Origin of the sequence: Streptomyces acidicola, assembly GCF_009377235.1 — a bacterium.
In the GTDB taxonomy this organism is placed as follows: domain Bacteria; phylum Actinomycetota; class Actinomycetes; order Streptomycetales; family Streptomycetaceae; genus Streptomyces; species Streptomyces acidicola.
Map to the genome: position 1 here is coordinate 1 of NZ_VMNX01000025.1, position 25,950 is coordinate 25,950.

29 protein-coding genes are annotated in these 25,950 nt (G+C 69.6%); 8 read left to right on the plus strand and 21 right to left on the minus strand.

The features are described 5' to 3' along the window. From FPZ41_RS10085 to FPZ41_RS10100, 4 genes are all read left to right on the plus strand, one after another. Positions 1-394: PDGLE domain-containing protein (locus FPZ41_RS10085; protein WP_194236044.1), on the plus strand; the 394-nt coding region annotated here is incomplete at its 5' end. 1 nt (position 395) lies between these two features. Then, entirely contained in the window at positions 396-1,157 is a 762-nt protein-coding gene (cbiQ, locus tag FPZ41_RS10090; protein ID WP_152861198.1) for a cobalt ECF transporter T component CbiQ, read from the plus strand. After that, positions 1,145-1,933 (plus strand): energy-coupling factor ABC transporter ATP-binding protein, encoded by a 789-nt coding sequence (locus FPZ41_RS10095; protein ID WP_152861200.1) that lies wholly within the window; start codon positions 1,145-1,147, stop codon positions 1,931-1,933. The genes cbiQ and FPZ41_RS10095 overlap by 13 nt, the downstream gene beginning before the upstream one ends. A gap of 122 nt (positions 1,934-2,055) precedes the next feature. Further along, a complete protein-coding gene (locus FPZ41_RS10100; RefSeq protein WP_322620038.1) occupies positions 2,056-3,216 on the plus strand; it encodes a serine hydrolase domain-containing protein in 1,161 nt (386 codons plus the stop codon). A gap of 114 nt (positions 3,217-3,330) precedes the next feature. On the opposite strand, the gene FPZ41_RS10105 is transcribed toward FPZ41_RS10100, so the two are convergent. The 6 genes from FPZ41_RS10105 to FPZ41_RS10130 all read right to left on the minus strand — a co-directional run bounded on the left by FPZ41_RS10105 (position 3,331) and on the right by FPZ41_RS10130 (position 9,853). Further along, entirely contained in the window at positions 3,331-3,606 is a 276-nt protein-coding gene (locus FPZ41_RS10105; protein WP_152861202.1) for a DUF1876 domain-containing protein, read from the minus strand. 105 nt (positions 3,607-3,711) lie between these two features. After that, positions 3,712-4,560 (minus strand): EamA family transporter, encoded by an 849-nt coding sequence (locus tag FPZ41_RS10110; RefSeq protein WP_322620039.1) that lies wholly within the window; start codon positions 4,558-4,560, stop codon positions 3,712-3,714. Beyond that, entirely contained in the window at positions 4,557-5,168 is a 612-nt protein-coding gene (locus FPZ41_RS10115; RefSeq protein ID WP_194236045.1) for a YbaK/EbsC family protein, read from the minus strand. The genes FPZ41_RS10110 and FPZ41_RS10115 overlap by 4 nt, the downstream gene beginning before the upstream one ends. A gap of 34 nt (positions 5,169-5,202) precedes the next feature. Then, positions 5,203-6,933, minus strand: coding sequence for a penicillin-binding transpeptidase domain-containing protein (locus FPZ41_RS10120; protein ID WP_322620040.1), 1,731 nt, complete (start codon positions 6,931-6,933; stop codon positions 5,203-5,205). A 101-nt stretch (positions 6,934-7,034) separates the two neighbouring features. After that, positions 7,035-8,693, minus strand: a complete 1,659-nt coding sequence (locus FPZ41_RS10125) for a penicillin-binding transpeptidase domain-containing protein (protein WP_152861206.1) — start codon at positions 8,691-8,693, stop codon at positions 7,035-7,037. 221 nt (positions 8,694-8,914) lie between these two features. Next, positions 8,915-9,853 carry an MBL fold metallo-hydrolase gene (locus FPZ41_RS10130; protein ID WP_152861208.1) on the minus strand — a complete coding sequence of 313 codons (939 nt, stop codon included), beginning with the start codon at positions 9,851-9,853 and terminating at the stop codon, positions 8,915-8,917. A gap of 292 nt (positions 9,854-10,145) precedes the next feature. Between FPZ41_RS10130 and FPZ41_RS10135 the strand changes: the two genes are divergently transcribed. Then, complete coding sequence (locus tag FPZ41_RS10135; protein WP_152861210.1) at positions 10,146-11,171, plus strand: alcohol dehydrogenase catalytic domain-containing protein; 1,026 nt, start codon at positions 10,146-10,148, stop codon at positions 11,169-11,171. A gap of 302 nt (positions 11,172-11,473) precedes the next feature. On the opposite strand, the gene FPZ41_RS10140 is transcribed toward FPZ41_RS10135, so the two are convergent. Together FPZ41_RS10140 and FPZ41_RS49835 are read right to left on the minus strand one after the other, a co-directional pair. Further along, positions 11,474-11,695 (minus strand): hypothetical protein, encoded by a 222-nt coding sequence (locus FPZ41_RS10140; RefSeq protein WP_152861212.1) that lies wholly within the window; start codon positions 11,693-11,695, stop codon positions 11,474-11,476. A gap of 19 nt (positions 11,696-11,714) precedes the next feature. Next, entirely contained in the window at positions 11,715-12,197 is a 483-nt protein-coding gene (locus FPZ41_RS49835; protein ID WP_322620051.1) for a DUF6597 domain-containing transcriptional factor, read from the minus strand. 141 nt (positions 12,198-12,338) lie between these two features. Here FPZ41_RS49835 and FPZ41_RS10145 point away from each other — a divergent pair, with 141 nt between their 5' ends. Continuing rightward, complete coding sequence (locus FPZ41_RS10145) at positions 12,339-12,941, plus strand: TIGR03086 family metal-binding protein (protein WP_194236046.1); 603 nt, start codon at positions 12,339-12,341, stop codon at positions 12,939-12,941. A gap of 309 nt (positions 12,942-13,250) precedes the next feature. On the opposite strand, the gene FPZ41_RS10150 is transcribed toward FPZ41_RS10145, so the two are convergent. The 13 genes from FPZ41_RS10150 to FPZ41_RS10205 form a co-directional block, all read right to left on the minus strand. After that, positions 13,251-14,516, minus strand: a complete 1,266-nt coding sequence (locus FPZ41_RS10150) for a tyrosine-type recombinase/integrase (protein ID WP_152861216.1) — start codon at positions 14,514-14,516, stop codon at positions 13,251-13,253. Positions 14,517-14,605: 89 nt separating this feature from the next. Continuing rightward, the gene (locus FPZ41_RS10155; RefSeq protein ID WP_152861218.1) at positions 14,606-14,845 is read right to left on the minus strand and encodes a helix-turn-helix transcriptional regulator; all 240 of its coding nucleotides are present in this window, start codon (positions 14,843-14,845) and stop codon (positions 14,606-14,608) included. 495 nt (positions 14,846-15,340) lie between these two features. Continuing rightward, a complete protein-coding gene (locus FPZ41_RS10160) occupies positions 15,341-16,816 on the minus strand; it encodes an ABC transporter ATP-binding protein (RefSeq protein WP_152861220.1) in 1,476 nt (491 codons plus the stop codon). A 2-nt stretch (positions 16,817-16,818) separates the two neighbouring features. Then, a complete protein-coding gene (locus FPZ41_RS10165; RefSeq protein ID WP_152861222.1) occupies positions 16,819-17,652 on the minus strand; it encodes a bifunctional DNA primase/polymerase in 834 nt (277 codons plus the stop codon). 166 nt (positions 17,653-17,818) lie between these two features. Beyond that, positions 17,819-19,732, minus strand: a complete 1,914-nt coding sequence (locus FPZ41_RS10170; RefSeq protein WP_322620041.1) for an FtsK/SpoIIIE domain-containing protein — start codon at positions 19,730-19,732, stop codon at positions 17,819-17,821. A gap of 368 nt (positions 19,733-20,100) precedes the next feature. After that, complete coding sequence (locus tag FPZ41_RS10175) at positions 20,101-20,412, minus strand: hypothetical protein (protein WP_152861224.1); 312 nt, start codon at positions 20,410-20,412, stop codon at positions 20,101-20,103. A gap of 18 nt (positions 20,413-20,430) precedes the next feature. Continuing rightward, positions 20,431-20,772 carry an RRQRL motif-containing zinc-binding protein gene (locus FPZ41_RS10180; RefSeq protein ID WP_152861226.1) on the minus strand — a complete coding sequence of 114 codons (342 nt, stop codon included), beginning with the start codon at positions 20,770-20,772 and terminating at the stop codon, positions 20,431-20,433. Beyond that, the gene (locus FPZ41_RS10185; protein ID WP_322620042.1) at positions 20,772-21,782 is read right to left on the minus strand and encodes a DUF2637 domain-containing protein; all 1,011 of its coding nucleotides are present in this window, start codon (positions 21,780-21,782) and stop codon (positions 20,772-20,774) included. Before FPZ41_RS10185 ends, FPZ41_RS10180 begins: the two co-directional genes overlap by 1 nt. Then, positions 21,779-22,075, minus strand: a complete 297-nt coding sequence (locus tag FPZ41_RS10190) for a DUF6303 family protein (protein WP_322620043.1) — start codon at positions 22,073-22,075, stop codon at positions 21,779-21,781. Before FPZ41_RS10190 ends, FPZ41_RS10185 begins: the two co-directional genes overlap by 4 nt. Beyond that, entirely contained in the window at positions 22,072-22,521 is a 450-nt protein-coding gene (locus FPZ41_RS10195) for a Pycsar system effector family protein (RefSeq protein ID WP_322620044.1), read from the minus strand. The genes FPZ41_RS10190 and FPZ41_RS10195 overlap by 4 nt, the downstream gene beginning before the upstream one ends. Then, positions 22,518-22,787, minus strand: coding sequence for a DUF6284 family protein (locus tag FPZ41_RS10200; protein WP_152861228.1), 270 nt, complete (start codon positions 22,785-22,787; stop codon positions 22,518-22,520). Before FPZ41_RS10200 ends, FPZ41_RS10195 begins: the two co-directional genes overlap by 4 nt. A 208-nt stretch (positions 22,788-22,995) precedes the next feature. Continuing rightward, on the minus strand, positions 22,996-23,169 hold the full coding sequence (locus FPZ41_RS46985; protein ID WP_194236047.1) for a hypothetical protein: 174 nt from the start codon (positions 23,167-23,169) through the stop codon (positions 22,996-22,998). A 97-nt stretch (positions 23,170-23,266) separates the two neighbouring features. Beyond that, positions 23,267-23,653 carry a RapZ C-terminal domain-containing protein gene (locus FPZ41_RS10205; RefSeq protein ID WP_152861230.1) on the minus strand — a complete coding sequence of 129 codons (387 nt, stop codon included), beginning with the start codon at positions 23,651-23,653 and terminating at the stop codon, positions 23,267-23,269. A 677-nt stretch (positions 23,654-24,330) separates the two neighbouring features. Between FPZ41_RS10205 and FPZ41_RS10210 the strand changes: the two genes are divergently transcribed. Then, the gene (locus FPZ41_RS10210) at positions 24,331-25,098 is read left to right on the plus strand and encodes a GntR family transcriptional regulator (RefSeq protein ID WP_152861232.1); all 768 of its coding nucleotides are present in this window, start codon (positions 24,331-24,333) and stop codon (positions 25,096-25,098) included. Beyond that, positions 25,095-25,661: a GNAT family N-acetyltransferase gene (locus tag FPZ41_RS10215; RefSeq protein WP_322620045.1), complete on the plus strand. Its 567-nt coding sequence runs from the start codon at positions 25,095-25,097 to the stop codon at positions 25,659-25,661. The genes FPZ41_RS10210 and FPZ41_RS10215 overlap by 4 nt, the downstream gene beginning before the upstream one ends. The last annotated feature ends 289 nt before the right edge of the window (positions 25,662-25,950 follow it).

A 25,950-nucleotide genomic window follows, 5' to 3' on the forward strand; every position in this document is an offset into this window, starting at 1 on the left:
GCCCGTCCCCGTCGCCGCCCTCCCCCACTCTCGGCTTCGCTCGAGCGGGAGGGACCCCCACCCCCGCAAGCTGCTGCTCGCGGGCCTCGTCACCTCGCTCCTCCTCGCCGGATTCGTCAGCTTCTACGCCTCCGCCAACCCCGACGGCCTGGAGAAGGTGGCCGCCGACAAGGGCATCGACGCCAAGACCGAGGACCATGCCTCCGCCGACTCCCCGCTGGCCGACTACGGCGTGCAGGGCATCACCGACACCCGCCTCTCCGGCGGTCTCGCGGGCGTGATCGGCGTCGGCTTCACCGTCGTCGTTGGCACCGGCATCTTCTGGGCCGTCCGCAGGCGCCGTACGGGCGACACGTCCCCGGCGTCCGTCTCCGACATCCCCGAGAACGCCTGACATGGGGGCGGGCCACGTACACAAGCTCTACCGTCACGGGCGCTCGCCCGTGCACGCCCTGCCGCCGCACACCAAGCTGACGGCCGTCTTCGCGTTCGTGGTGGTCGTGGTGTCCACGCCGCGTACCGCAATCTGGGCGTTCGCGCTGTACGCGGCGCTGCTCGGCACGGTCGCGTACGCGGCTCGCGTGCCCGCCTCCTTCCTGCTGAAGAGGCTGCTGATCGAGATCCCGTTCGTGGCCTTCGCGGTACTCATGCCGTTCGTGGCGCAGGGCGAGCGCGTCGACGTCCTGGGCATGTCGTTGAGCGTCAACGGCCTGTGGGGCGCCTGGAACGTCCTCGCCAAGGGCACCCTGGGCGTCGCCGCCTCCGTCCTCCTCGCCGCCACCACCGAACTGCGCGAACTCCTCCTCGGGCTGCAACGGCTCAGGCTCCCGCCGCTCCTCGTCCAGATCGCGTCCTTCATGATCCGGTACGGCGACGTGATCACCGACGAGATGCGGCGGATGCGGATCGCGCGGGAGTCCCGCGGGTTCGAGGCCCGTGGCGTACGGCACTGGGGTGTGCTCGCCAAGTCCGCGGGCGCCCTCTTCATCCGCTCCTACGAGCGCGGCGAGCGCGTGCACCTGGCCATGATCAGCCGGGGGTACGCGGGCTCCATGCCCGTGATCGACGAGGTGACCGCGTCCCGGGCGCAGTGGTCGTACGCCCTCGCCCTCCCGTGCGCCGCCCTCGTCGTGTGTCTGTTGGGATGGTTCCTGTGACCTCAGCATCCACGGATTCCGTGACCCCCGTGCCCTCCCTCGAAGTGTCCGGGCTCGCCTTCGCCTACCCCGACGGCCACCAGGCCCTGTTCGGAGTGGACTTCAGCCTCGCCCGCGGTGAGCGGGTCGCGCTGCTCGGGCCGAACGGCGCGGGCAAGACCACCCTCGTGCTGCACCTCAACGGCATCCACACCGCGGGTGCCGGCACGGTGAAGGTCGCCGGGCTCCCGGTCGGCAGGCAGCACATGGCCGAGATCCGGCGGCGCGTCGGCATCGTCTTCCAGGACCCGGACGACCAGCTGTTCATGCCGTCCGTACGGGAGGACGTGGCCTTCGGGCCCGCGGCGGCCGGGCTGAGGGGGGCCGAGCTGGAGGCGCGCGTGGACCGGGCGCTGACGCGGGTCGGCATGGCGGAGTTCAAGGACCGCCCGCCGCACCACCTCTCCTTCGGGCAGCGCCGCCGGGTGGCCGTGGCGACGGTGCTGGCGATGGAGCCGGAGATCCTCGTCCTGGACGAGCCGTCCTCGAACCTCGACCCCGCCTCGCGGCGCGAACTCGCCGACATCCTGCGGTCGTTGGACGTCACCGTCCTCATGGTCACGCACGACCTGCCGTACGCCCTCGAACTGTGCCCGCGCTCGCTCATCCTCAGCGAGGGCGTGATCGCGGCGGACGGGAGGACCGGCGAACTCCTCGCCGACGACGACCTGATGCGCGCCCACCGTCTGGAGCTCCCCTTCGGCTTCGATCCGCGTTCCGTGCGGACGAGCGCGTGACGAGCACAGGGCACAGGGCACAGGGCACGGAGCACGGAGCACGGAGCACGGAGCACAGGAATCGAAACCTCCGCGTGCGTGTTGCACCCGTCGTCGAAGGTGAGCGAAGAGGGAGCACGGGCGTGGACGTGAACGGCACAGTGGCCGAGGGCTTCGAGCCGGTGAGGGACGCGTTCGCAGCGAACTTCGAGACGCTGGGGGAGCGGGGCGCCGCCGTCGCCGTGTACCGGGACGGCCACAAGGTCGTGGACCTGTGGGGCGGCACCCGGGACGTGGACGGCGACGCGCCCTGGGAGCAGGGCACCGCCCAGATCGTGCGCTCGGCCACGAAGGGCATCGCCGCCGCCGTACCGCTGATGCTGGCCGAGCGCGGGAAGCTGGACCTGGACGCGCCGGTCGGCGCGTACTGGCCGGAGTTCAAGGCACACGGCAAGGAGCGGGTGCTGGTCCGGCACGTGCTGAACCACCGGGCCGGGCTCCCCGTCCTCGACCACCCCCTGACCCCGCAGGAGGCGCTGGACCCGCGCCGGGGCCCCGAGGCGGTCGCCGCCCAGGCCCCCGTGTGGGAGCCGGGCACCGCCCACGGCTACCACCCGCTGACGTACGGCTGGCTGGTCGACGAGCTGGTGCGACGCGTCACGGGAGGACGGACCGGCGAGTGGATCGCGTCGGAGATCGCCGGTCCGCTGGGCCTCGACCTGTGGCTGGGGCTGCCCGGATCGCAGGCCGCCCGGGTCGGCCGCGCCGGCCGCACCGAGGCACCCGAACCCTCCGGTGGCCTCCGCGTCCGCCCGAAGCGCTCGGTCACCGAGGCCTACGACGACCCGTCCTCCCTCACCCGCCGGGCCTTCGCCGCGATCACCCCGTTCCCCGACCAGAACGACCCCGCGTACCGCGCGGCGGCCCTCCCCGCCACGAACGGCATCGCCACGGCGGACGGACTGGCCCGCTTCTACGCGTCCCTGATCGGCGAGGTGGACGGCGTACGGCTGTTCGCCCCGGAGACCGCGGAGTCGGCCCGCGCCGAGGAGTCCGCGGGTCCGGACCGCACCCTCGTCGTCAACACCCGCTTCGGTCCGGGCTACATGCTGCACGGCAGCGCGTCACCGCTGCTCGGCCCCGGCTCCTTCGGCCACCCGGGGCGGGGCGGCCCCCTCGGCTTCGCCGACCCCGCCACCGGGATCGCCTTCGGCTATGTCACCAACGGGTTCCGCAAGACGGTGACGGCCGACCCGCGGGCCCAGGCACTGGTGCGGGCGGTACGGAAGGCTGTCGCGGACTGACGCGGACTGACGCGGACTGACGCGGACTGACGCGGACTGACCCCGGGGCGCCGTTCGCCACTGCGCACCGTGGGGTGACGCCGCGGCTGCTTACGTGCCTCACGCGGCCCGCGCTCAGAGGGCGATCGGATGCGACGTTCTGCCGGACGCCTCGTCGATCTCGTCGTGTGCCTTGGTGAGCAGCTTCATCGCCAGTTCGTTCAGGGCCCTTGCCCCGGCGATCTCCTCGCCGACCCGTGGCTGATTGGTGTCGCTGCGGTAGCGGCTGGCGTACCCGTGGGCCCGTACCTCGTTCCCGTCGGGCAGCCGCACGAGAGCCGCCGCCTTGGTGCGCTGATCGTCCTCCTCGAATTCCAGCTCGACATGCCATCCGACTGCGGTGTGCGTCATGACGATCACCTCCGGAACCGCTGCTTCCAGGGTGCGCCTCCACGCCCGCCGATGCACGACTTCGCGCCTCGCCCGCGCCCACCGGCAGGGCCTGACGCAGCACCGCTAGCCCGCCCGAAGCATCAGCCCGATGCCGACCACCACCAGTCCCGCCGCTATGATCCGCGGTGCCCCGAACCGCTCCTTGAAGAACACCGCGCCCATCGCCGAACCGACGATGATCGAGGACTCGCGAAGCGCGGCGACAGGCGCCAGCTCGGCCCGGGTCTGGGCCCACAGGACCAGCCCGTACGCCACCACGGATAGCGCGGCGCCGAGCAGCCCGAGTACGGCGAACGGCCGGAGGACCTGAACGGTCTCCCCACGCCAGCGGCACGCCACCGCATACACCGGGAGCGCCAGGCCCTCCAGCGCCATCAGCCAGGCGATATAGCCCAGGGACGACCCCGAGGCCCGTACGCCCAGGCCGTCCACCACCGTGTACGCCGCGATCGACAGGCCCGTGGCCAGGGCCGCGCCGATCGCCGCCCAGTGCGGACGGCGCCCGCGCAGGCCCCACAGCGCCACCCCCGTCAGCCCGGCGCAGCTCAGCCCTATGCCGGCCGCCGCCCAGCCGTTGGGCACCTCGTGCGCGACCACGGCCGCCAGCAGGGTCACCACGAGCGGCGCGGTCCCGCGAGCGATCGGATACGCCTGCCCGAAGTCGCCGAGCCGGAACGACTGCATCAGCAGCACGTAGTAGACGAGGTGGATCACGACTGACGCGATCAGGTACGGCCACGCCCCGGCCGCCGGGACCGGGACGAACGGCATCGCCGCGAACCCGATGAGTGCGCCACCGCCCGCGATCAGCGTGAAGCCGACCAGCTTGTCGGTGATGCGGTGGGCGATGGCGTTCCAGCCGGCGTGGGTGACCGCGGCGAGCAGGACGGCCGCGGTCACGGCCGGCGTCACGCTGTCTGCTCTCGCACGTCGACCAGCGTGGCGCCGGCGTGCGTGATCAACTCCTTCGGAGCCATGGGGAAGACGGTGTGCGGGGTGCCCGCGGCCGCCCACACGGTGTCGTGGTCCAGCAGTGAACGGTCGGCGAGCACACGGGTCTTCGTCCGGTGCCCGAAGGGTGGCACGCCGCCGATCGCGTACCCGGTCGTCTCCCGTACGACGTCCGCCTTGGCCCGCGTCACCTTCCCGGCGCCCAGTTCGCGCCGCACGAGCTCCACGTCGACGCGGGAGGCGCCGTCCATGAGGACCAGGACGGGCACCCCGTCGGCCGCGAACACGAGCGACTTGCAGATCTGGCTGAGTTCGCATCCGACCGCGGCGGCGGCCTCCGCGGCGGTGCGGGTCGCCTCCGGGAAGCGGCGGATCCGGTCGTGGAGCCCGTCGAGTCCCAACTCCGTGAGGGCCTCGGCGAATCGGGGGTGAGCACCCGAAGCGCCCGGAGCACCCGAAGCGCCCGGAGCACCTGAAGCACCTGACCCGGCTGAAGCGGCTGAAGCGGACACGGTGGAGGCGTCGGAAGCGGTCATGGACGGCACGGTAGTGGTGCGTGTACGGGCCATGCGAGCGACTTACCGGGAGTTGTCCCGCCCCGGGTCAGCTGCCCGCCTTCAGCAGCGCCGCCACGATCGGACCGGCCGACTTACCTCCGCGGCCGCCCTGTTGGACCACACCCGCCGACGCGAGGTCACCCTTCCACGCGGTGAACCAGCCGTTGGGCTTCTTCTGCCCGTCGACCTCCGCGGAGCCGGTCTTGGCACCGAAGTCGGGGCCCAGACCGGCCATCGGCTCCGCCGCCGAACCCGCGGCCGCCGTGTACTGGAGAAGGTCACGAAGCTGGGTCTGCACCTTCGACGGCATCTTGCGCGAGGCGGTCGCGAGCGAGCGGTCGTCCACCGACGGAGCGACCAGGTAGGGCTGCTTGAATTCGCCCGTCTTGGCGGTGGCGACCACGGACGCCATGTTCAGCGGGTTCATACGCACCCCGCCCTGCCCGATCAGCGACGCCGCCATCTGCGCGTCACTCTGCACCGGCACCGCACCGTCGAACGTCGGCACCCCGACGGACCAGTTGTTCAGGCCGAGCCCGAAGACCTGCTGGGTCTCCTTCGTCAGCGAGTCGTTGTCCAGCTTCTTGGCCTGCGAGATGAAGGCCGTGTTGCAGGAGGCCGCGAAGCTCGACTTGAACGTGCCACCGTCGATCTTGAACTTGTCGACGTTCTGGAACTTCCAGCCGCCGTACGTCTCGTACTTGGGACAGGGGTGGGGCTTGTCCGACGAGGCGAGGCCCTCCTCGATGAGCATGGCCGCCGTCACGATCTTCATCGTGGAACCGGGGGCGAGCGAGCCCTGGAAGGCCACGTTGAAGTTCGGGTTGGAGTTCGCCGCGGCCAGGATCTCGCCGGTCGACGGGCGCATCACCACGACCGAGGCCTGCTTCTTCGCCGACACCTGCTTCTCGGCGGTCTTCTGGAGGCTCGGGCTGAGGGTGGTCTTCAGCGTCCCGGGCGTGCCCTTGCTCAGCTCCAGCAGGGTCTTGTCCGGGGCCTTCTGGTCGGCTTCCTCGCTCTTGGAGGCCTTGGACGCGTCCTTCGACTCCGAGGAATCCGAGGACTCCGACGACTTCGCGCGGACCACCCGCAGTTCGATGCCCGCCTTGCCGCCCGCCGTCTTGCCGTACTTCTCGCGCAGCCCGTCCAGCACGGTCCCCAAGGACGGGTACTCGGAGGCCGTCAGCTCGCCGCCGTCCCGGTCGAGAGCCTTCACCGGGGGCGTGCCCGCCTCACCGGTCACCAGCCGGTCGCCCTCACCGAGGTCCGGGTGGACCACCGACGGCTTCCAGCCGACCAGCGGCTTGCCGTCCTTGGCATTCCGTACGACGGTCAGGGACGACTCGTACGCCAGCGGCTTGCCGGCGGTGCCCTTGTAGGACACCGTGCCTTTCACGGAGAAGGCGACCGCGTCGCCGGAGCGCTTGCCGCGGGTCAGCGTCACATCGCTGATGCGTCCGTCCTCGCCGAAGCCGGTCAGCGCGGCCTTCGCGGCCGCCGCGTCGTCGGTGGCGGCCGCCGCCTTCGTGACGGAGCCGTCCTGCCAGGCGGTGAGGAACGTCGTGGCGGCGGTGCGGACCTCGGCCGCCGACAGGGGGCCGGTCTTCACAGCATCGGCATCGGAAGCCGAGGACCCGTCCTCCGCCACCGCGCCACCGCCGAACAGGGCGTACGCGCCGAACGCGCCGCCGCCGACGACCGCGGCGATCAGCCCGCCCACCACGAGCGGGCGCTTATTGCTGCTGTTTTCCTCGCTGACGCGCCTTCTCTTGCCCACAGCCCTACGTTCCTCCGCTGTCCCCAGGCCCCCGCTGTCCTCACGCTCCTCAAACGAGAACGACAACACCACCCTAGAGTCCCGGTGTGACAGTTGTGACGTCAGCCTGCAGCTCGTAGCACGCTTGCGACAATCGGACCGGCCGCGTCGCCGCCGTGACCGCCCTCCTGGGTCATGGCCGCGGCCGCGACGTCACCCCGGTAGCCGGTGAACCAACTGTTGGACACGGTCTGCCCGTCGACCTCGGCGGAGCCGGTCTTGGCGCCGATACTGCCGCCGAGCCCGGACATCGCGGCGGCCGCGGTGCCGCTGGTCGCGGTGCGGTTCATCATCTGGCGCAGCTGCTGGACCGTACTCGCCGACAGGCCCTTGGCCGTCGCCAGTTGGCGGTCGTCGAGCCCCGGCGGGACGATGACCGGCTGGCGGAAGCTGCCCGTCATGGCGGTCGCTGTGACGGAGGCCATGTTCAGCGGGCTCATCTGCACCTGGCCCTGGCCGATCATGTTGGCCGCGGTGTCCGGGCCGCCGGAGGCCGGGACCGAACCGTCGAAGGAGGGGATGCCCACCTTCCAGTCGTTCCGGCCGAGCCCGAACCGTTCCCCGGCCTCCTTCGTCAGCGAGTCGACCTGCACCTCGTCCGCGTACTTCACGAACGCGGTGTTGCAGGAGCGCGCGAAGCTCTCGGAGAGAGTGGCGTTCTCGTTCGGGTCCATGCCGTCCAGGTTCTTGAAGGTCTGACTCCGCCAGGTGGCGGTGGGCGGGCAGGGGGCCGGGCCCGTCGACGTCGTGATCCCGTTGTCGATGAGCGTGGCGGCGCTGATGATCTTCATCGTCGACCCCGGCGCCAGTTTGCCGAGGAAGGCCGCGTTGAAGCCGTCCTCGCGGTGGTTGGCGACGGCCAGCACCTCACCCGTGCTCGGCTTCACGGCCACCACCGACGACTCGGAGAACCTTTCGACCGCTTTCTCGGCCGCCGCCTGCGCGGTGGCGCTGAGCGTGGTCCGCAGCTCGCCGGCCCGACCCTTGGCGAGTGTCACCAGCGTGGTGTCACCCTGGCCCTCTCCCGCTCCCTCTGCCGCTCCCTGCCCCGCGCCGGTGTGCCGCACCGCCAGCTCGATGCCGGGCTCGCCGCCGGCCTTGTCGCCGTACTTGTCCCGCAGGGCGTCCAGGATCGGCCCGAGGGAGGGGTACTTCTCCTCGGTGAGCTCGACGCCGTTGCGGTCCACGGCCCTGATCGGCGGGGCCGCGGCCTCACCCGTGACCAGGGTGTCGCCCTCGCGCAGCTCCGGGTGCACGACGGACGGCTGCCAGTCGACGAGCGCCCTGCCCGTCGTCTTCCCCCGCACCACGGTCAGTTCACCGTCGTACGCGAGCGGCTTGCTCTTCCCGTCGTACGACACCGTGGCCTTGACGGAGAACGGCACGGTCCGGCCGGACGCGGTCCCCGGCGCGATCTTCACGTCACCTATGTGCGCCTCGTCACGGTAGGCGGCCAGCAGGCCCTCGGCCTCGGCCTCGTAGTTCGTGTATGACGCGGCCTCGGCGGCCTGTCCCTTCGCCCAGGCCGCGAAGAACTTCCGCGTCGTCTCCTCGACCTCGTCCCGGCTGGGCGGCCCGGTCTTCACCACGGGCGTCCCGGCCGCGTCCGAACCCCCGTCCCCGCTCAGCGCGGTCACGAAGTTGTACGCCCCGTACCCGGCACCCCCCACCATCACGGCGAACACCCCACCGACGACGGCGGCCTTTGCCCCCTTGCGCATCGCGCGATCCCTCCCCGTTGGCGCCCTCGCGGGCGACACCCCCTGGAACCGAACCGTTTCTGAACACGTTCAGAAATCTCGGTCGCCTGGCACTGTAAGCGACCTGAGGGGGGACTGTGGAAGGGGTTTCCCCAAAGGTGTCCGAAGTGAGATCGGATGTGCGACTTCGGGCCCAGGGGCGGCCGGGGTGGACCCTAGGCCCTGGGCGAGACCGCAGAACGTCAGTCGTTCAACAGACTCCAGACGACGACATTCACGTTGTCCTTCAGGAAGATGTCGAATCCTCCCAGGCGATCCGCCCATGATTTCGGCATGATGTCGGCGGCCGTGTCGACGACCGTGTCGACGTACACCTTGAGTCGTGCTTGCCGGTTTTCTGCGGGAACGTGCCGCACCGCGTCGTTGTAGTCGACCATTTTCAAGGCCTTTTGGCCGGACGAATGCAGATCGGCGACGTACTGTTTCGTGATCTCGACATCCTCCGGCTTACCGAACTGCGACATGTGACCTGTCACGATCGTGTCGAAGGGATAGTCGAGTATCCAGTTCAGTGAGGCGACATACGTCGGCACGTGCGCGGTGAACAGCAGCCGGAAAAAGGGAGCGGACTTGACGGTGAAACTGTCGATCACCGCAAGGACCCGATGGTCCGGCGCGTGAACGAACAGGTTCCCCGGCTGGTGGAAGTCGCCCGGATATTCCAGCTCCAGGCGCTCTCCGCCCACGTTCAGCGTGTGATGGCGTCCGCTGAACGTTTCGGTCGGCAGCGGGCGATGCGGATCGTTCGCCATCTTGAGCAGGTTCCCGGTCAGTTCATGCGCGACCACCGTGGGGCTGCCCGGGAACAGGTCTGCTGAACCGGTGTGATCGGCGTGCGCATGGCTGTACACGAGGTGCGTCACGGGCTGCGTCGTCACCTCGCCGATGGCGGCCAGGAACCGGTCACCGAGGTCCCGTGGTGCGTCGAGCACCACAACTCCCCGCTTGGTCACCAGGAACATCGTGTTCACAAGGCCGCTGGTGACGCCGTAAAGGCCGCCTCCCAGGTCTGTCGTGAGGTAACCGGACGAGGGAATGTCCGGGCCGATCGCGAAATCAGGCAGCGGAGCGAACGACGCTTTCTGCGTGAAGTGCACTTCCGCGCCGGATGAGTTACCCATCATGGTTCCTTCCCGACAGGACAAGGACCGAGACGATGAGGGGAGTGAGGGGAGTGAGGGGAGTGCAGGAGTGAAGAGGGCGGCGATCGGCGCACACCGCAATGCCCACAAAGCCAGCTAACCACAGCCGTCAGCGGCAGGCATCACCTGCGGAATCCATGGCGCTGACCAGCCGAAACGCGGCTTGAACCCGGCGAATTCGTTGAAGTGTCGGATGCCCTCGGCGCGCACGATCGCCCCGCAACTGGTCTGCTGGTTGAGGGGGCTGCGTACGTGTTCTCCGGAGGAACGCATGAGTACCTATCGAGTCGCGCAGGTGACCGCCCCGGGCGGTACGTTCGAGCTGGCCGAGCGAGAGGTGACGCGGCCAGGACCCGGCCATGTGAGGATCGCTGTGGAAGCGTGCGGCGTCTGCCACAGCGACACGCTCTTCGTGAACGGTGAGGTACCGGGTGTGTCGTTCCCCGATGTTCCCGGGCACGAGATCGCCGGGCGCATCGAGGAGTTGGGCGAAGGCGTTCAGGACCGTGGCTGGCAGGCCGGTGACCGGGTCGCGGTCGGCTGGTTCGGCGGCAGCTGCGGCTACTGCAAGCCCTGCCGGCAGGGCGACTTCATCGTGTGCCAGAACCTGAAGGTCCCGGGATGGACGTACGACGGAGGCTTCGCCGAGAAGGTGATCGCGCCCGTCGACGCCCTGGCCCGGATCCCCGACGCACTGGCGGCGAGCGATGCCGGGCCGATGGCCTGCGCGGGCGTGACCACGTACAACGGGCTGCGGCGCAGCTCCGCCCGGCCCGGCGATCTGGTCGCCGTACTCGGCCTCGGCGGCCTCGGGCACCTCGGGGTGCGGTACGCGGTGGCAATGGGTTTCGAGACCGTGGGGATCGCCCGCGGCCCCGAGAAGGCCGACCTCGCCAAGCAGCTGGGCGCCCACCACTACATCGACAGCACCTCCGGCACCTCGGTCGGCGAGGCGCTGCAGTCCCTCGGCGGCGCCAAGGCCGTCCTGGCCACCGCCGGGAACTCCGCGGCCATCACGGCCACCGCGGACGGCCTGACCCACCGCGGTGAGCTGGTGGTCATCGGAGCGGCACCCGAACCACTGGGCATCATCCCTGCCCCGCTGCTCATGCGCGCCCAGGTCGTCCGGGGCCACCCGTCCGGCACCTCGCAGGACGTGGAGGACACGATGGCGTTCAGCGTCCTGCACGGCATCCGTCCGATGACGGAGCCCGTACCGCTGGACCGCGCCGACGACGCCTACCGGAAGATGCTCGCCGGAAAGGCCCGCTTCCGGATGGTGCTCACAACCGGCTGACGACAGGCCGACGCGGGCTCGGTGCACGGTCTCGGCTGAACGACATCCCGGAGCTAAGCCGCCTTGGGTTGCGTGGCACGCATGCCCGAGGCGGGCCCCTGTACATCCTCGAGCAGGAAGGCCTCGTCCTCCCCGAAGTCCGGGGCCTGGAAGGGGTTCGTCGCCGGAGGCGGTGATGCCGCAGTGGCACAGCGGGGTTGCCCTTCCAGGGCGGAGAACAGCGACGTCGGATCGATGAGAGGTCTCCCTTTCGTTACAGGTCCCTGAAGGGGCCTGGCGTGCCGTGACCGGGCACAGCGGTCCTACAGCTTGGTCATCTTGGCGTACGGGCTCAAGATCCGCATTTGCGCCGAGCCGAAATCGACGAGCGCCGCGATTCCATCCTCGATGCCGATGACCCGGCCGAGGCCGTACATGTCGTGTGTGACCTGGTCGCCCACGGCGAAGTGCTTGGGAGCCGGTGTGACCGGGGCCTTGAAGGGGCTGGTGGGCAAATGACGCTTCGGTGCAGCAGGCTTTGTCATTGCCCCCAGTATGCGCTGCCTACGCGTAGCCCGTTGGCGCCGGCCGTCCCACGTCCGCTGCTCGGCACCGACCCGGACGGCAACAACGCTTTGGGAGCGAAGCCAGGGAATCATGCCACGGACCTGGGTCTCTGAGACCCGTGAGGTGGCCGGAAACCCGACCGCAGGACACCACCCACGTTGACGGTGGCTGACCTCTGCATCCGGCACGGTTGTGTGCCGCCGGGCCGAAGATCTCTTCGATGTCCAGGACTCGGTCGGTGAGGGCGGACACCGGGGCAGTGAGGAAGGGGCGGAAGCCGCCGGGTCGAAATCGCAGGCCGAGTGCCCGGCCGGGTCCAGAGATCTCTAGGGCGAACGTGTCGCTGACGATGCCTGTGATGTGGGCCTGCCCGCCGGTGGTGAAGGTGAGGTGGACCACCGGGTGAGTGAGGACTTGCTGCCGGTGTGGTTCGGTCAGGTCCCAGTGGAGGATCCAGTACCCGTCCACGAAGGGGGTCAGATCCGCCGGGGCCGGCTCGTGGTCGAGTCGGAACCGCTCAGCCGCGGTGCGCGGGCGGGGATGGCCCGTTGTCGCGTTTGTTCAATACCCGTCATCGTCGTCCTGTCTACCGTGCCTGACAGCGAGCGAGGAAGGGATGACGTGGAGACGAGATCTGTGATGGCCCGAGCCTCCGAAACGGCGGTGGACATCGTCCGAGGGATCGGGCCGGACGCGTTCGACGGGTGCACACCGTGTCCGGAGCTGAAGGTCGGTGCACTTCTGAATCACCTGATCTTCTTCACCGGTGTGCGGGGGCACGCCGCCGGGCTGAAGCAGCCCCCGCAGACCCCGAATGAAGTGGCGGAGGGGCATGACTTCACCGCGGAGCCGGATTGGGCCGAGGCGTATGCCGCCCGGTCGGCGGCGACAGCCGCCGTCTGGAGCGCTCCGGAGGCATGGGCCGGCGAGACGGCGCTGACCGGGAGCGGGCGGATGCCGGCCCGCTTCATCGGTGGGATCGTGCTGGGCGAGTGGCTGCTGCACGGCTGGGACCTGGCGGTGGCCACCGGGCAGAAGCTGAACGTGGACGACGAACTCGCGGCAGCGCTGTACGAGGACATCGCCGACAAGGCCGAGATGGCCAGGCAGTACGGGGTGTTCGGCCCTGAGGTCGGCGTGCCGCCGACCGCGCCGCTGTTTGACCGCGCTCTGGGACTGGCGGGCCGTGACCCGTCGTGGAAGCGCCCGGCTGACCGCATGTGAAGGGGCGCAAACAGCCCCTCGTGGTCCTGCGGATCGCAACCCACGTCCCCTTCTGCCTGGGGCGCTGAGCAGGCGTCCAAGGACGCCAGGAGCGCCGGTGGCTGGTTGCCGCCATGGTCGGGTGTCCGGCCGTGAGCATGCCGAAGGGCGTCAGCCCAGCTAGACCCACGTATCCAGCCACATCCGGGCCCGCCACGAGTCGATCGGGATCGCGCTGCCCGTGTACAGCGGCCAGAAGTAGATGAAGTCGCGGCTGGCCGGGCCCATGTGGGCTCTGACCAGCCGCGATGGTGATCCGGCGGGGCCGCGTCAGGCGGCCTGGGCCGTCTCTGGGCCGTGATCTTGAGGATCGGACGCCAGATACACGCCGTCGACTGCCTTACGGGTGCGCCCCTCGCTGCTCGGCATGAGGTGCGTGTAGGTGCGGAGGGTGAACCCAGGATCACTGTGCCCGAGGTACTGGCTCAGGGCCCGGATGTTCTCACCCGCGTCCAGCAGCACGGAGGCGTAGAAGTGCCTGAGCGCGTGCATGCCGTCCTCGGGCGCCGACGCGTACCGCTTGCCGCTCTCGGGCTCCGGGATGACGCCTGCGGCGGCCAGGGCGGGTTTCCAGTGGTGATCGTTGAAGTTGCTCACGCGGACGTGCCTGCCTTCGGCCCCGCTGAACAAGAGCCGCTTGGTCACGGGCGGGCCGTCCGGCGTACGCCAGGGAAGCGTCACGTCGACCGGGGCGAACTCCTTTGAGTGGTCCCGGAGCGCGGTGGCCACGGCCTTCGGAAGCGGCACGTCGCGAACCTTGCCGCCCTTGGGCAGGGCGAACACGTACTTCCCGCGAATGCGCTTGAGCTGGTGGTCGACGGTAAGCCAGCCGCCCTCGTAGTCGAGCTCGTCCACCGACAGACCGAAGATCTCGCCCTGTCGCAGACCGCATCCGCCGCCAGGGTCCACGGCGGCCCGGAAGCGCGGCGGGAGGGCGGCCCGTACGGCAAATACCCGTTCGGGCGTCCACGGGACCACACGGGGCTTACCGGGCTTCGGGAGCTGCACCGTGCGGGCCCGGCACGGGTTCTTACTCAGTAGCCCGTCGTCGACCGCCGCGCTCAGCGCAGCCGACACGGTGCCGACGATGATGCGGCGGTGCGACTCGGCCGGCACGGTGTCCTCAAGGGCCGCGATCCACGCCCGGATGTGCTCGGGCTTGAACGAGCCGAGCGGGCGGGTCCCGATGTGCGGATACGCGTGCAGCCGAAGCCGCCGCTCAGCGGCCTCACGGCTGTTGATCTCACCCGTGTGAGCCTTGACCCAGCGTTCCGCGTACTGCCGGAACGTGGTCCGTGCCGTGCGGGGGTCGATGTACTGCCCGCGAGCCATGTCCGCCTCAGTCTGAGCGAGCCACTGCTCAGCGAGCCGCTTCTGACGGTCGGGGAAGCTCTTGCTCTTCTCGGTACCGTCCGGACCGACGTACCTGGCCCGGTAGCGCATGCCGGTGCCGTGGCGGTCGGTTTTCATGCGGACGGTCTTGCCGTCGGCGGTCGTCTCAGTCTTGAACCAGCGGTCTTGGATGTGGCCTGCCATGCGGGGCGGTGGTCCCTTCTGGACATGGGACAGGGAGGGCCACGGCGTGACCCTCCCTGCGGAGTTGGATGGTGCGCTGAGCGGTGGTGTCAGGCGGCTTCGCGGTCGTCGTTCTTCCGCTGCGTGATGTAGGCGCGTACGTCCTCGGGGTCGTAGCGGACGTACTTGCCGATGCGGAAGCCGGGCGGGCCGGTCCGCTTCTTGCGCCACTGATAGACGGTCTCTAAGGGCACCTCGAACATCGCGGCGATGTCGTCGGGGGTGAGGTACCGGTCCGGGAGGCCGCCTCGGAGAGTGGCGCGGGGATCGGGGTCGGTCGCCTTTGCCATAGGGACTCCAAGCGGGAGGGCATGGCCGCGTCTGTCCGAGGTGCGGATTTCTGCGTCATTGCGTCATCAGCGTCATTCGGGCTTCTGACCTGCGGCTTTGTGTGACGCAGTGGTTTGGGGGTGCGTCATCGGCGCGTCATGGACTGCGTCATCGCATGACGCAGATGACGCAGGATGACGCAGACATCGCCGTCTGCGTCATGGCTGTAGTTGCAGCTCAGATGCTGTTTTTCGGCTTGCATGACGCAGATGACGCAGCGTCTTCCCTCTTAGGACAAAAGAGGGGGTGTCTGTTGTGGTGCGGTGCGCCTCACAGCGTGAAGAAGGAGCCGCTGCGCGGCACGACCTTGGGGCGGCGGCGAGGCCGCCGGAACAGCAATGAGGGGCCGCTACGCGGCGCGTCTTATGGGGCGGCGCGTGGCGCCGAACAGCAAGAGGAGCACGCGGCGACTGGTGCTCTTCTTGCTTGTCCGGGCGAGAGCGGGCGGATCGCGGTCAGAACATCGGTTTGTGCTCGTGTGGGGGCGGGGTGGCCGGGCGGGTCATTTCGAGGTAGCGGCCCTCGCTGGTGCGGCCCGAGTCGATGAGGACACCGCGCGCGGCCAGCGTCGGCTGGAGGCGCTTGAGCCGGTCGGAGAGGACTTTGCCCGTAGTCGGCCAGCCCTTGGGCAGGGGACGGAAGTCGTCGCCCGCGTAGAGGCGACTGAGGCAGTGCAGCCACTCCGTGGAGGTCATCCGCTGCGCGTCGCCCGGCTCGATGGTGTCGGCGTGCCTGAGGACTGTCTGCGCGAGGAGATCGCCCTCGATCACGTCGTCGTTCAGGTCGTCCAGACTGGCGCGGTAGGCGGTGAGCGCCCCGAGGCCGGTTGCCGCATCGAGCTGCGCGCACAGGTGCGCGAAGTCGGCCATCCGCAGGTCGGTGGGGGTCTCTGCCTCGGCCGCTCGGACCTTGACCGTGAGGTCCAGGAGCGAGCCGAGAACGACGGGCAGAACCTCTGCATACTCGGCCCACAGTTCCGCCTCGGTGCGCCGGACGCGGGGCCGCTCCAGCCGCAGCGGCAGGAGCCGTTCCGCCAGGTCGGGCCGGATGACGCCCACATCGATACCAGTCAGGAGCAGGGGGCGTCGGTAGCGAGCGCGGAACACGTCCCCGTCGGTGAAGAGAGCGCGCTTGACGTTCTCTGCTCCGGTGACGATGCAGCACATGGCGTCGGACAGGTCCGGGGTCATGTGGGAGAGGTTGTCCAGGGCAGTGACCCATCCGGCCGCCACCGCTGCGATCAGGTTCTCCTCGTCCTTGGGCGCGCGGCGCAGGTCGCCGCTCATGCCCTCGATGATCCGTACGAGCATCCGGCCCCCGGTGGACTTGCCCGCCCCCTGCGGCCCGGTGAGGAACGGGGCGGGGACAGGCACGGACGGCCCGAGGCAGCCGATCAGCCAGGCGATAGCCAGGCATTCGGCCTCCGCACTGGCGAAGTTGCACAGCCGGAGCAGGAGATCGATTCCCTTGCCGTCAGTGTCCTTGGCCGGCAGGGGCAGTTCCCCGGTGAGCTGGGTACGGCGCCAGCACACCTCGCGCGGGTCGGGAACGGCGATCTCCCAGCCGGTGGGGTGGATGCGGACGGACTGCCCGTCGCTACGCCCCAGGTCCAGCCACGTCGCACCGTCGAATCCGGGGGCAACGCGGATGTGGACGGGCTGCACGTCCTCGGTCAGCGCGAGTGCTTCGATCAGGTCCAACGCTTCCTTGAGGGCGGTCCCGTTGAACACGCCGCGCCCGTCCTTGAACAGGCCGACCATGAGTTCCTGGCGGTGGCTGCCGGTCGTGCCCTGGGAGCGGATAGGGCGGGCCACGGGGTGGCCGTTCTTCTGCGCGTACACGGTTCCGTCGGCGGTGCGGAAGTACCGGAAGTGCGCCTGCGCATAGTCGGTGATGATCTCGCGGGCGGGAGTCTTGTCGTCCTCGGACATTGCTACAGTCCCAACCTGGTGAGGGCGTTGGTCCACGCGTCGGTGCAGTGCCGGGCCGATTCGCCCTTGGCCTGCGCGGCGGTGAACAGCCGCGCGGTGTGCGCCTCAGTGAGGCAGCCGCACCGACCATGCTTGGACAACACGGCGAGGAACGTCCGGTACACGGTGGCGTGCACTGCCTCACGGGCCTCGGTGATGCGCTGCTCTGCCATGGCGATGCCACGGTCCAGATAGGCCGGCGTGCGGTGAGGGCACTCCCCGCCCCCGGCCAGTGCGGGCACAGTGATGCCCGTCGTCCGGACTGCGGTGAGCTTCTTCACGGCCAGTGCGCGGACGGCATCTGGCAGGTAGGCCATGGTGCCGGTACCGAACCCGCGCCAGCGGGCGTAGGCCATCGTGGACTTGATGTCCACGCCGGGGCGGACCGCGTTCGCAGACTGCATCCGACCGAGGTAGAGCCAGTGCTCACCCCGGGTGGTGGGCACAGTCTGCGTGGTGGGCAGGTTCTCGTGGGCCCACGTGATCGCGTCGGCGTTGTCCAGGTCCACGACCGTCAGCCCCGCCCCGCCCGGGTGATAGGCGACCGCGCTCGCGCACAGCCATGCCCGGCGCCAGATGCCGGAGCTGATGACGTCCGGGTCAGTGGTCGCGGCAGCCCAGCCGTGGCAGGGCCCGGGGCAGTTGCACGGTCCGGGGTTCTTCATGTTCGGCCGGCCGCCGCAGGCGTTGTCCTGGCAGCGGCGGCAGTTGCCGAACGGGACCTTGCCCACCCGCAGCGGCAACACGGGGACCTGCGAGGCGGCCAGGTCAAGGGCGGTTCGCAGGTGCTCGCTCATGCCGCCACCCCCAGCGCGCGGGAGGCGTCGTCTCGCCGGATGTCGGTGGGTTGGGTCATGCTGGAGACCTCCACAGGTCTGTTGTCGGCAGGTGGACAAGGGCGGCCCGGTCTTTGGCGAGAGGGGGCCGCCCTTGGTGTTGTTCGGAGCGGTCAGGGGATGGGGCTCAGGCCGCTTCCTGGCCGGGCAGGAGCATGCCGTCGTCGGTCTTACGGAGTGCTCCCGTGGCCGTTAGCGCCTTGAGCTCGCGGGACACGGTGCCCTTGTTGATTCCGGTCCGGTCGGTGATGTCCCGCAGGGTGCGGGCGCCGTCGTGGACGGCCCGCAGCACCCGGTCACGATTCGTCTCCACACCGGCCGATGCGGGCGCGGAAACCGTGGCGGGCGTCGGGGTGGTCGGCTCCTTGACCAGGCGCAGGGTTTTCCCGGAGGGCCGGGAGGAACCGCGGTGCCAGATGGGCCGATCGGGGAGGGCGATGACGTCGGCGGGGGAGAACGCGCGGGTGCTGATCGGGTGGGGCTTGGCCTTCGGCCCCGCACGCAGCATCGCCACGCCGGGCGTGGGCAGTTCGTGTGCGTGCCAGCCCTTTTCCGTGGCGTCCTCTCCGAAGACCACGCGGGATTCCCCCGAGGTGGACAGCGCGAGTGCGGCCCGGTAGGTGATCTGGGCGCTGATCTGCGGGTCAATGCCGCCCTTGGCGTCCATCGTGGGCTTCTGCGTTGCCCAGATCAGGATGATCTCGGCTGCCCGCGCCATGCGGGCCAGCGTGCCCAGGTTCTCCATGATCTGTGACCAGTCGGGATCGCCCGGCTCGCTGTCACTGCCCTTGGCGCGCTTCTTGCGGGCCATGGTGATGACTTCGGCTCCCTCGTCGACGAACACCGTGATCCGGGGACGCTCTTCGGAGATCTCGATCGTGTCCCGACCGCGCGGGATCAGGGCGAGCCGCTCGTGCATCTCGACGACCAGCTCGTCGGTGACCTCCAGCACATCATCGATCGTGATCGCAGTCCGGGCGCGGTGTTCCCAGTTGATCGCCTCCACGCGCTTGGGGTCGATGACGACCAGGCGGTGATCCGGCGCTTCGGACGCCTCAGCGAGGAGAGCGCGGGTCGACCAGCTCTTGCCCGAGCCAGACGTGCCCGCAATCAGCATCCGGCGACCCAGCGGGACCATGACCGGCTCACCCGTGACCGTGTCGACGCCCCACGGGTCACCCGGCGTCCAGCCGTTCAGGTCGATGCCGTCGGCCGCGCTGCGGGTCCGTAGCGTGATGGTGGCGCGGTCGCCGTGGCTGCCGGAGGTGATCTCCATGCGCAGGTCCGTGCGAGCCCCGAGCAGGGCCCGGATCTCGTCCGCCTTGGCGCGGAACGTCTTCGGCGTCCACCGGCCATCCAAGCGCACGTGCGAGACCAGTCCGGCCGGGGTGAGCTTGGCCGGGGTGGGCACGGTGCCCGACAGCCCGCGAGCGTCGGCGTTGGGCACCCAGAACGACGGGTCCAGCCGGGAGGCCAGGCGCCGCTCCTCTGCGCTCATCCCGTCATCGAGCCGCACGGACGGCTGACGACGTCCCAGCCACAGACCCGCGACGTTCAGACCGATCAGCCCAGCCGACACGGACGCAGGCCACAGCGTGAGCACGTGAGTGGCCTCCGACATCAGCCACGAGGCCAGTCCGCCCGGCACCGTGTGCGCGGCGTGGGCCTGGATGGCGCGGGCGGTGAGGGTGGCGGGGTAGTTCTTCCGTGCCGCCTTCAGTCCATCCCGTGCCTGGCTGTGATGCTGCCGGGCAGCCTTGTGCGCGGTGCGCGCGGCCCGACGGGTCGCCGACAGCGGGTTGTTGGACGCCTTACGGGCCGCGCCGCACTGGTTGCGGGCCATGACTGCGGTGGAACGGGCGGAGTTGTGCTCCCGCTGCGCCGCCATGAGCGCCTTCAGGTTCTCCGGCGTCCGCATCTGTGCCCGACGCTCCGCCTCCCTGTCCCAGCGGGCAGCGAACGGCGTGCACATCGGCGCGAGTGCGTCCAGTGCTGTGTTGGTCGTTGTGGTCGTGGTCGACCATGCTTGCTTCCAGTCCACGAAAGGGTCCTCCAAGACCGTGGATGAGGGCCGGTGCGCCGTTGCGTGGCGTCACCGGCCCGCCCGATTTGCGGTAGTTGGCGCTGCCGGTTGCGTCGACAACGCCGGTTGATCCCCGCAACCCGCGTCTGACCTGCGGAGTTGCAGAGTTGCGCCGTTCCTGGGAGAGGGGTCCTACGCGCACGCGCGCGTGAGGGGCGGAAAACACCGTCACGCAGCGTCTCCATGAGGCCATGAACGGCCGTTCGCGCCCTCGGGGGTCTTCCACCCCACGGGAGGGGGTTCAGGCGCCCCACGGGCCCCCTACGGCCTCCCGCTCGTTTCTGGGCGAGCGGAAGCCGTTGGCGGATGTTCGGCGTGACGCTTGGTCAGTCGCCCTTGGAGCGAGCGAGTTTGAGGGTGATGCCGCCGATGCCGACGGGGCCGGCGGTCTGGGCGATGACGGTGACCGTGTGGGCGGCGGCATCGAGCAGCGCGCACAGGGCGGCGACCAGTCCCCAGCAGCCCATGGCGGCTGCACTCGCGATGGCGAGGGGGAGCAGGTAGCGACGCAGCGGGCGTCCGGCCGGGTCGGTGGTGTGGACGACGATGACGACGGGTTGGCCGGTGGCTTCGGCGCGGCGGTAGACGTCGGCGGGAACATGCGGGGCGATGATCCCCGGCGGGTCACGGTGGGCCATCAGGGCTCCCCCTCAGGATCAGTTGGGACTCGCGCAGGGCACACACCCCCCGAGCGAGGTGGGGATGACGTATCCGGCATCACGCCGACAGGCCGGGCAGATCCGCCGGGCACGGTTGGCCCTGGCGAGCGCGGCCCACCGGCCCGGCGTCATCGGCCGGACGGGCTTCGCGCAGTCGATGCGGTAGAGGTAGGCGACCAGCGGGCCCCGCCGTCGGCGGGGACGCTGGACTTCGGCGGCCACGTCCTGACCACCCGGCCGCAGCCCCATCGCACGGAGCTGCCGACGGGTGGCCAGACCATCAGGGGCGAGCCGCCACCGGTACACAGGCAGCGAGCCACTGGCCGGCGCGGTGGTCATCAGTGGCCCGTACCGGCGAGATCAACTGGAACGCCGTTGACGGGCCCGCGCAGCTCGGCATACCGGGAAGAGACCCAGCCCACCGACCAGCCGCACAGCTCCGCTGCGGTCCGCACCGACATGCCCTCGGCATGAGCGGCGGCCACGATGGCGCGCGCGTCGTTCTCGGGCAGCTTGTTCGTAGCGGGGCCGGCGGACAGCAGCGCGGCGCGTTCACGCGCGGCCCGCTCCTCCCGCTCGACCTGTTCACGACGCTCCCGCTCGGCACGCTCCCGCTGCTCGCGCTCCGCGCGTTCGGCGACCTCGCGCTCACGGCGTTCACGGTCGCGCTCACGCTGTTCACGCTCGCGCTGAAGGCGTTCACGCTCGGCCCGCTCGGCTTGCTCGCGAGCCTGCTCGCGCTCGCGTTCCTCGCGCCGCGCGGCGGCCTCCCGCTCGGTCTGTTCACGGGCCATGCGGGCTTCGTGCTCACGCTGTTCACGCGCCAGCGCCGCCGTGTGCTCGCGTTCCTCGCGGGCCCGCCGCGCGGCCTCCTCGCGCCGCTCGATGGCGGCGCGTTCGCGGGCTTCCCGCTCGGCTTGCTGCTTGGCCTCCAGCGCCAGCACGGCGGCGGTGATCGCGCGCCGGTAGGCGAGTCCGGTCTCTGCCGTGACGATCAGCAGCAGCGGCGCGACCGAGTGCACAGCCACGCCTACCAGGTCTTTCTTCAGCGCGGAGTCGGCGACGTTGAGGGCGAGCGTCATGCAGCCGGTCATCCACCGCAGGGCGATGGGCCACCGTCCGCCGTCGCCCCCGAGCCGGGCCAGCACCGCATCCAGCCGGACCACGATGACCACGGCGGCATCCACCACGAGGGGCAGGATGGGCGCGGTCCAGGCCCACTTGTCGGGGGTGTGCGCGGCGGCGAGCGGCGTGACGGTGAGGATCGAATAGAGCATCGCGCCCGCCACGATCAACCACGTACCAGCCGACAGCGCACGCTCGGCTGAACGGATCTGAACGCCGTTCACGCGCTCACCCCCGACCGTGCACGGACCCGGATCGCGGCGATCAGCACGACGGGCGAAGCGGGGTTGTCGGGGTTCTCGCTGTCCTCGGTCCACGCCCACTCAGCGCCCGGAACCGGCTCGAAACCGAGCACGCTGAGCGCGTTCGTACGGTCCGTGAACGTCGGGACCGAGCGCCCGAACCGGTGCTCGGGCCACGGCTCGGTCGTGTTCAGCAGCGCCACGTACAGACGCCAGCGGCCCGCACGGACGGACATCTGCGCGGTGAACTCCCGCGCGATCGTCTGCCCGCTCACAGCACACCCCCCAGAGTGAGCAGGAGAGCGAGGATGAGCAGCGCCCCACCGGCACGGGTCAGGGTGATCGCGCGACGCTGGTTCGTGAACTTCCCGACGGTCAGCCGGGACAACCCCGCAATGTCGGCCGGCAGGTCCCTGCCGGCGGCGATGGCCGTGATCTGCTCGGGGGTGAGGGTGGCCCACAGTGGGAAGCCGTGGCGGCCACGAAGGTTGGGCTGTGTCGACCGCAGCAACAGATCAGCCGCAGCGACCAGCACCGCCATACCGAGGCCCCCCACCACGCACGCGGCGGGGGTCATCGGCAGGTCCCGAGCGACCGTCCACGACCCGGCCAGCACCGCGCCAACGAACGCCAGCAACAGACCGGTCTTCGTGTCGGTCCGGGCGGTTTCCGCCTTCACTTCTGCGTGCATGGCCTTCAGGTTCTCGGTGGTGGCGCTCACGCAGCACCACCCGGAAGGCTCGCGCTCACCGTGCGGTTGACCAGGGCCAGGCTCTCGGCAAGCACCCGGCGGCGGGCGCGGCGGATGCGCCGGATGTCCAACTCGGTCGGGGTGCGGTCCAGCGTCATGATCTGCGCGTCCAACAGGTCGACCTCCGCGAGGATCGCGGGCATCTCCTGCTCGATCGCGTCCAGCTCCGCGTCCGTCGGCTCGATGAAGTCGGCGAACGCGGTAACAGCGTCCTGAACAGCTCCGATGTGCTTCATGGGTCGTGGTCTCCCTAGCAGGTGCAACGGCCCGAACAGCACCCCCGGAGTTGGCCCTCCGGGGGTGCGCGCCGTTGGTGGTGAACAGCCGCACGCTGATGGCGCGGCACAGCCGCTGAGAAAGCGGCCGGAGTGCCCCGGCCGGGAGTCGAACCCGGCCTACGACCATCGGGGCGGTGGAGCGTGACCGGCGGATCAGGCAAGCCGGTCAGTCCTCGTCGGGTTCGAGCTCCAGGTAGTACACCTTCCTGCCACGCGAATCGAGCTCCCTCACGACCGCGTCGCCCGCACCCTGGACATTCGGGCCGGACACCTCGCCCTGAACCGCGCGGTCATAACCGTCCACCTCGACCACTCGCCCGCTGAACGTCCACCTCGGCATGACTTACTTCCTCTCGGATCGATGGATGGGTTGGGGTGATGCAGTGCCCCGGCCGGGAGTCGAACCCGGCCTGCGACCATCGGGGCGGTGGAGCACGTCAGCGCTGGACGACGGGCTTGTCCATGTCGCGGTGGCGGACGACGGTCACGAACTGCCCGGCGGCGGTCAGCCGGTCAGCGAGGGCACGGGCGAAGGTGGGGGCGCGGTGCCGCCCGCCGGCGCATCCGTCGGCGACGGTCACGATTCCGGCGCTGGGCCCGGAGGCGAACGCGGCCACGGCCGTCGCGGTGGCCTCCACCAGGTCCGTGATGCCGGGGGTGTTCAGCACGGCGGTACGGACCGGCTCGTCGTCGGCGGTCATGTACCGGAGCTCCGGCGACACGTGCGGGTCGCGGAAGTGGTGCCGCAAATCGATGGTCAGATGCGCGGCGGGCGGCTCGTCGTGCAGGTAGCCGAACGAGACGATCTCGACAACAGCGGCCATCACCGACCACCCCGCGCACGGGCGTTGTCGGTGGACTGCTTGTTCTTGTCCGCGTTCTTCTTCGACAGATTCTGCCGTTCCTGGTCTGTCAGACTGCTGATCACAGGTGCCTCCCAATCAGGCGTCTGTACGCGGTCCCTCGGGTTGCGCCCCGGGGGACCGCTCTGTTTGCCGTAGTCCTCATCAAGCGGGCAGGCCATCGACGTGAAGCCGGCGCCCTGCCCGCATGACGAGTGACGGGAAAGCCCGCCACTGTCGTCTCGCGGCCCCCGTACGCGCCTTGCTCCGCCTCCCTTGGACGGCGCGCGGTGACCGCGCCACTCAGTCGTCACTCGCTGAGTGGATGCTCCCTGGATGCCATGGGCTGGGTGCGGCCCAATCAACGGGGTCCCCGTGATCCGGTCCTGGGCCTACGCCCGAGGGTCAGACCAACGGCTTAGCCGATGACACCGATCGATCCGTGAAGACGACGGACTTTTACGTCTCCCCTGCCGCTCGGACCGCGTGTAAGCGGCTCCGGCGGGGTCCTTCGGGTGCTACAGGCGGCCTACTTGAACAGGTTGGACCACCTGTTGAGCTTGTTGGTACAAGCTCGATGACATGATGCTGCCTTCCGGTGACGCGATGTGTCAACCGCCATGTACCAACAAGTTGACCGAGTGCGTCATGATGGAGGTATGAGCGAACAGCCGAAGTACCGGCAACTGGCCGACGCACTACGCAGAGAGATCGTCAATGGCATCTACCCCCCAGGGGCACGCCTGCCGTCCGAGAGTGAGCTGTCGACCCGGTTCGACGCGTCCCGGAACACGGTGAGGAACGGCCTTAAGCTGCTGGTCAGCGAAGGTCTGGTTACGTCCAGTCAGGGTCTCGGGTACGAGGTTCGTTCGCATGAGGTGTTCGAGCTGAACGCTTCTCGCTTCGAGAACCTGACGTTCCAGCAGAACGGTGACTCGTACACCACAGACGTGACGAACGCCGGTCGTCGGCCGCACCAGACCTTTCGAGTGGAGATGAAGCCCGCCCCGGAAGACATCGCGGAACGGCTGCGAATCGAGGTTGGCTCCACAACCGTCCTACGCTTCTGCCACCGGTACGTGGACGACGTTCCTTGGTCCACGCAGGCGACGTACTACCCGGGGTGGCTCACCGAGCAGGCGCCACGACTGTCCGAACCCGGAGACATCGCGGAAGGAACCACGCGCTACCTCGCAGGCCATGACATCGAACAGGTGGGCTACTTCGATGAGATCGCCACACGGATGCCAACGCCTGATGAAGCCCGCCTGTTGGAGATCGGCGCCGGTGTTCCCGTCCTCCTCTGGACGCGTACCGGCTACTCCAAAGACAAGCGGATCAGGTGCACGATCACGACGTTCCGGGGAGATCTGAACCGCATGCAGTACGAGATCGGTGATCTCTCAGCCCGAAACGAGGTTCTGTGATCATCACTCTCGCTCGGCCCGATGACCTGCCCATACTGCTCACCTTCCGGCAGGAAGCTGCCGCGTGGGTGGGAGCTCTCGGCATCAACCAGTGGAGCCGCCCTTACCCGGCGGATCGCCTACTCGCGACTATCGAGGCCCGAACCGTCTTCATGGTGCGCGACGGAGAGGCGACGGCGGCAACCATCACGCTCACCCTGGACGCGGAAGAGGGGCTGTGGACCGATGCGGAGCTGAGCGAGCCATCCATGTTCGTCAACAAGCTCACGGTTGCCCGTACGCACGCCGGCCGGAACGTTGGTGGTCGCCTGCTCGATTGGGCGGGAGATCGGGCGTACCGTGCGTCTGCCAAGTGGCTCCGGCTGGACGCATGGACGACGAACGAGGCGCTTCAGCGCTACTACCTGAATCAGGGCTTCGAGCACGTACGAACGGTGCGCGAAGGGGTGGCCGTCAACGGGGGGCCGCGCGTTTCAGGCTGGCTCGCGCAGCGTCCCGCCCGCCCGGCAGAGCACGGGTTCGTGGACGAGACACCGGCACCAGTGCCGACGTCGGACGAGTAGTGGCGCGAGCAGATGGCCGTTGCGGAGGCCAAGGGCGCGGGCGCTTGCCGCCCTCCCGGGGGTGGCGGTTCGGCACCACCGGCACTCGCTGATGAGGGGCCGATTCCCCCATGTGTCCCCCCGATGGCGGGTTGGGCGGGGAAAGCGCAGGTCATCGGCGATAACAGCGGCCCGCTGTAAATCTGCCGCGCTGTATGAGCCGGGCCGTCTCCGGGCCGTCCGAGGGCGGCCAACGACGACCGCTGACGACCAACAACGACCACGAGGGCGCGGCAGCCTGTCGCGCCCT

Excerpts from the sequence above, each read along its gene's own strand:
- cbiQ (WP_152861198.1), top strand. The coding sequence starts at position 396 with ATGGGGGCGGGCCACGTACACAAGCTCTACCGTCACGGGCGCTCGCCC.
- FPZ41_RS10095 (WP_152861200.1), top strand. The coding sequence starts at position 1,145 with ATGGTTCCTGTGACCTCAGCATCCACGGATTCCGTGACCCCCGTGCCC.
- FPZ41_RS10105 (WP_152861202.1), bottom strand. The coding sequence starts at position 3,606 with ATGACGCACACCGCAGTCGGATGGCATGTCGAGCTGGAATTCGAGGAG.
- FPZ41_RS10115 (WP_194236045.1), bottom strand. The coding sequence starts at position 5,168 with ATGGCCCGTACACGCACCACTACCGTGCCGTCCATGACCGCTTCCGAC.
- FPZ41_RS10125 (WP_152861206.1), bottom strand. The coding sequence starts at position 8,693 with ATGCGCAAGGGGGCAAAGGCCGCCGTCGTCGGTGGGGTGTTCGCCGTG.
- FPZ41_RS10130 (WP_152861208.1), bottom strand. The coding sequence starts at position 9,853 with ATGGGTAACTCATCCGGCGCGGAAGTGCACTTCACGCAGAAAGCGTCG.
- FPZ41_RS10135 (WP_152861210.1), top strand. The coding sequence starts at position 10,146 with ATGAGTACCTATCGAGTCGCGCAGGTGACCGCCCCGGGCGGTACGTTC.
- FPZ41_RS10140 (WP_152861212.1), bottom strand. The coding sequence starts at position 11,695 with ATGACAAAGCCTGCTGCACCGAAGCGTCATTTGCCCACCAGCCCCTTC.
- FPZ41_RS10150 (WP_152861216.1), bottom strand. The coding sequence starts at position 14,516 with ATGGCAGGCCACATCCAAGACCGCTGGTTCAAGACTGAGACGACCGCC.
- FPZ41_RS10155 (WP_152861218.1), bottom strand. The coding sequence starts at position 14,845 with ATGGCAAAGGCGACCGACCCCGATCCCCGCGCCACTCTCCGAGGCGGC.
- FPZ41_RS10160 (WP_152861220.1), bottom strand. The coding sequence starts at position 16,816 with ATGTCCGAGGACGACAAGACTCCCGCCCGCGAGATCATCACCGACTAT.
- FPZ41_RS10165 (WP_152861222.1), bottom strand. The coding sequence starts at position 17,652 with ATGAGCGAGCACCTGCGAACCGCCCTTGACCTGGCCGCCTCGCAGGTC.
- FPZ41_RS10175 (WP_152861224.1), bottom strand. The coding sequence starts at position 20,412 with ATGGCCCACCGTGACCCGCCGGGGATCATCGCCCCGCATGTTCCCGCC.
- FPZ41_RS10180 (WP_152861226.1), bottom strand. The coding sequence starts at position 20,772 with ATGACCACCGCGCCGGCCAGTGGCTCGCTGCCTGTGTACCGGTGGCGG.
- FPZ41_RS10200 (WP_152861228.1), bottom strand. The coding sequence starts at position 22,787 with ATGAAGCACATCGGAGCTGTTCAGGACGCTGTTACCGCGTTCGCCGAC.
- FPZ41_RS46985 (WP_194236047.1), bottom strand. The coding sequence starts at position 23,169 with ATGCCGAGGTGGACGTTCAGCGGGCGAGTGGTCGAGGTGGACGGTTAT.
- FPZ41_RS10205 (WP_152861230.1), bottom strand. The coding sequence starts at position 23,653 with ATGGCCGCTGTTGTCGAGATCGTCTCGTTCGGCTACCTGCACGACGAG.
- FPZ41_RS10210 (WP_152861232.1), top strand. The coding sequence starts at position 24,331 with ATGAGCGAACAGCCGAAGTACCGGCAACTGGCCGACGCACTACGCAGA.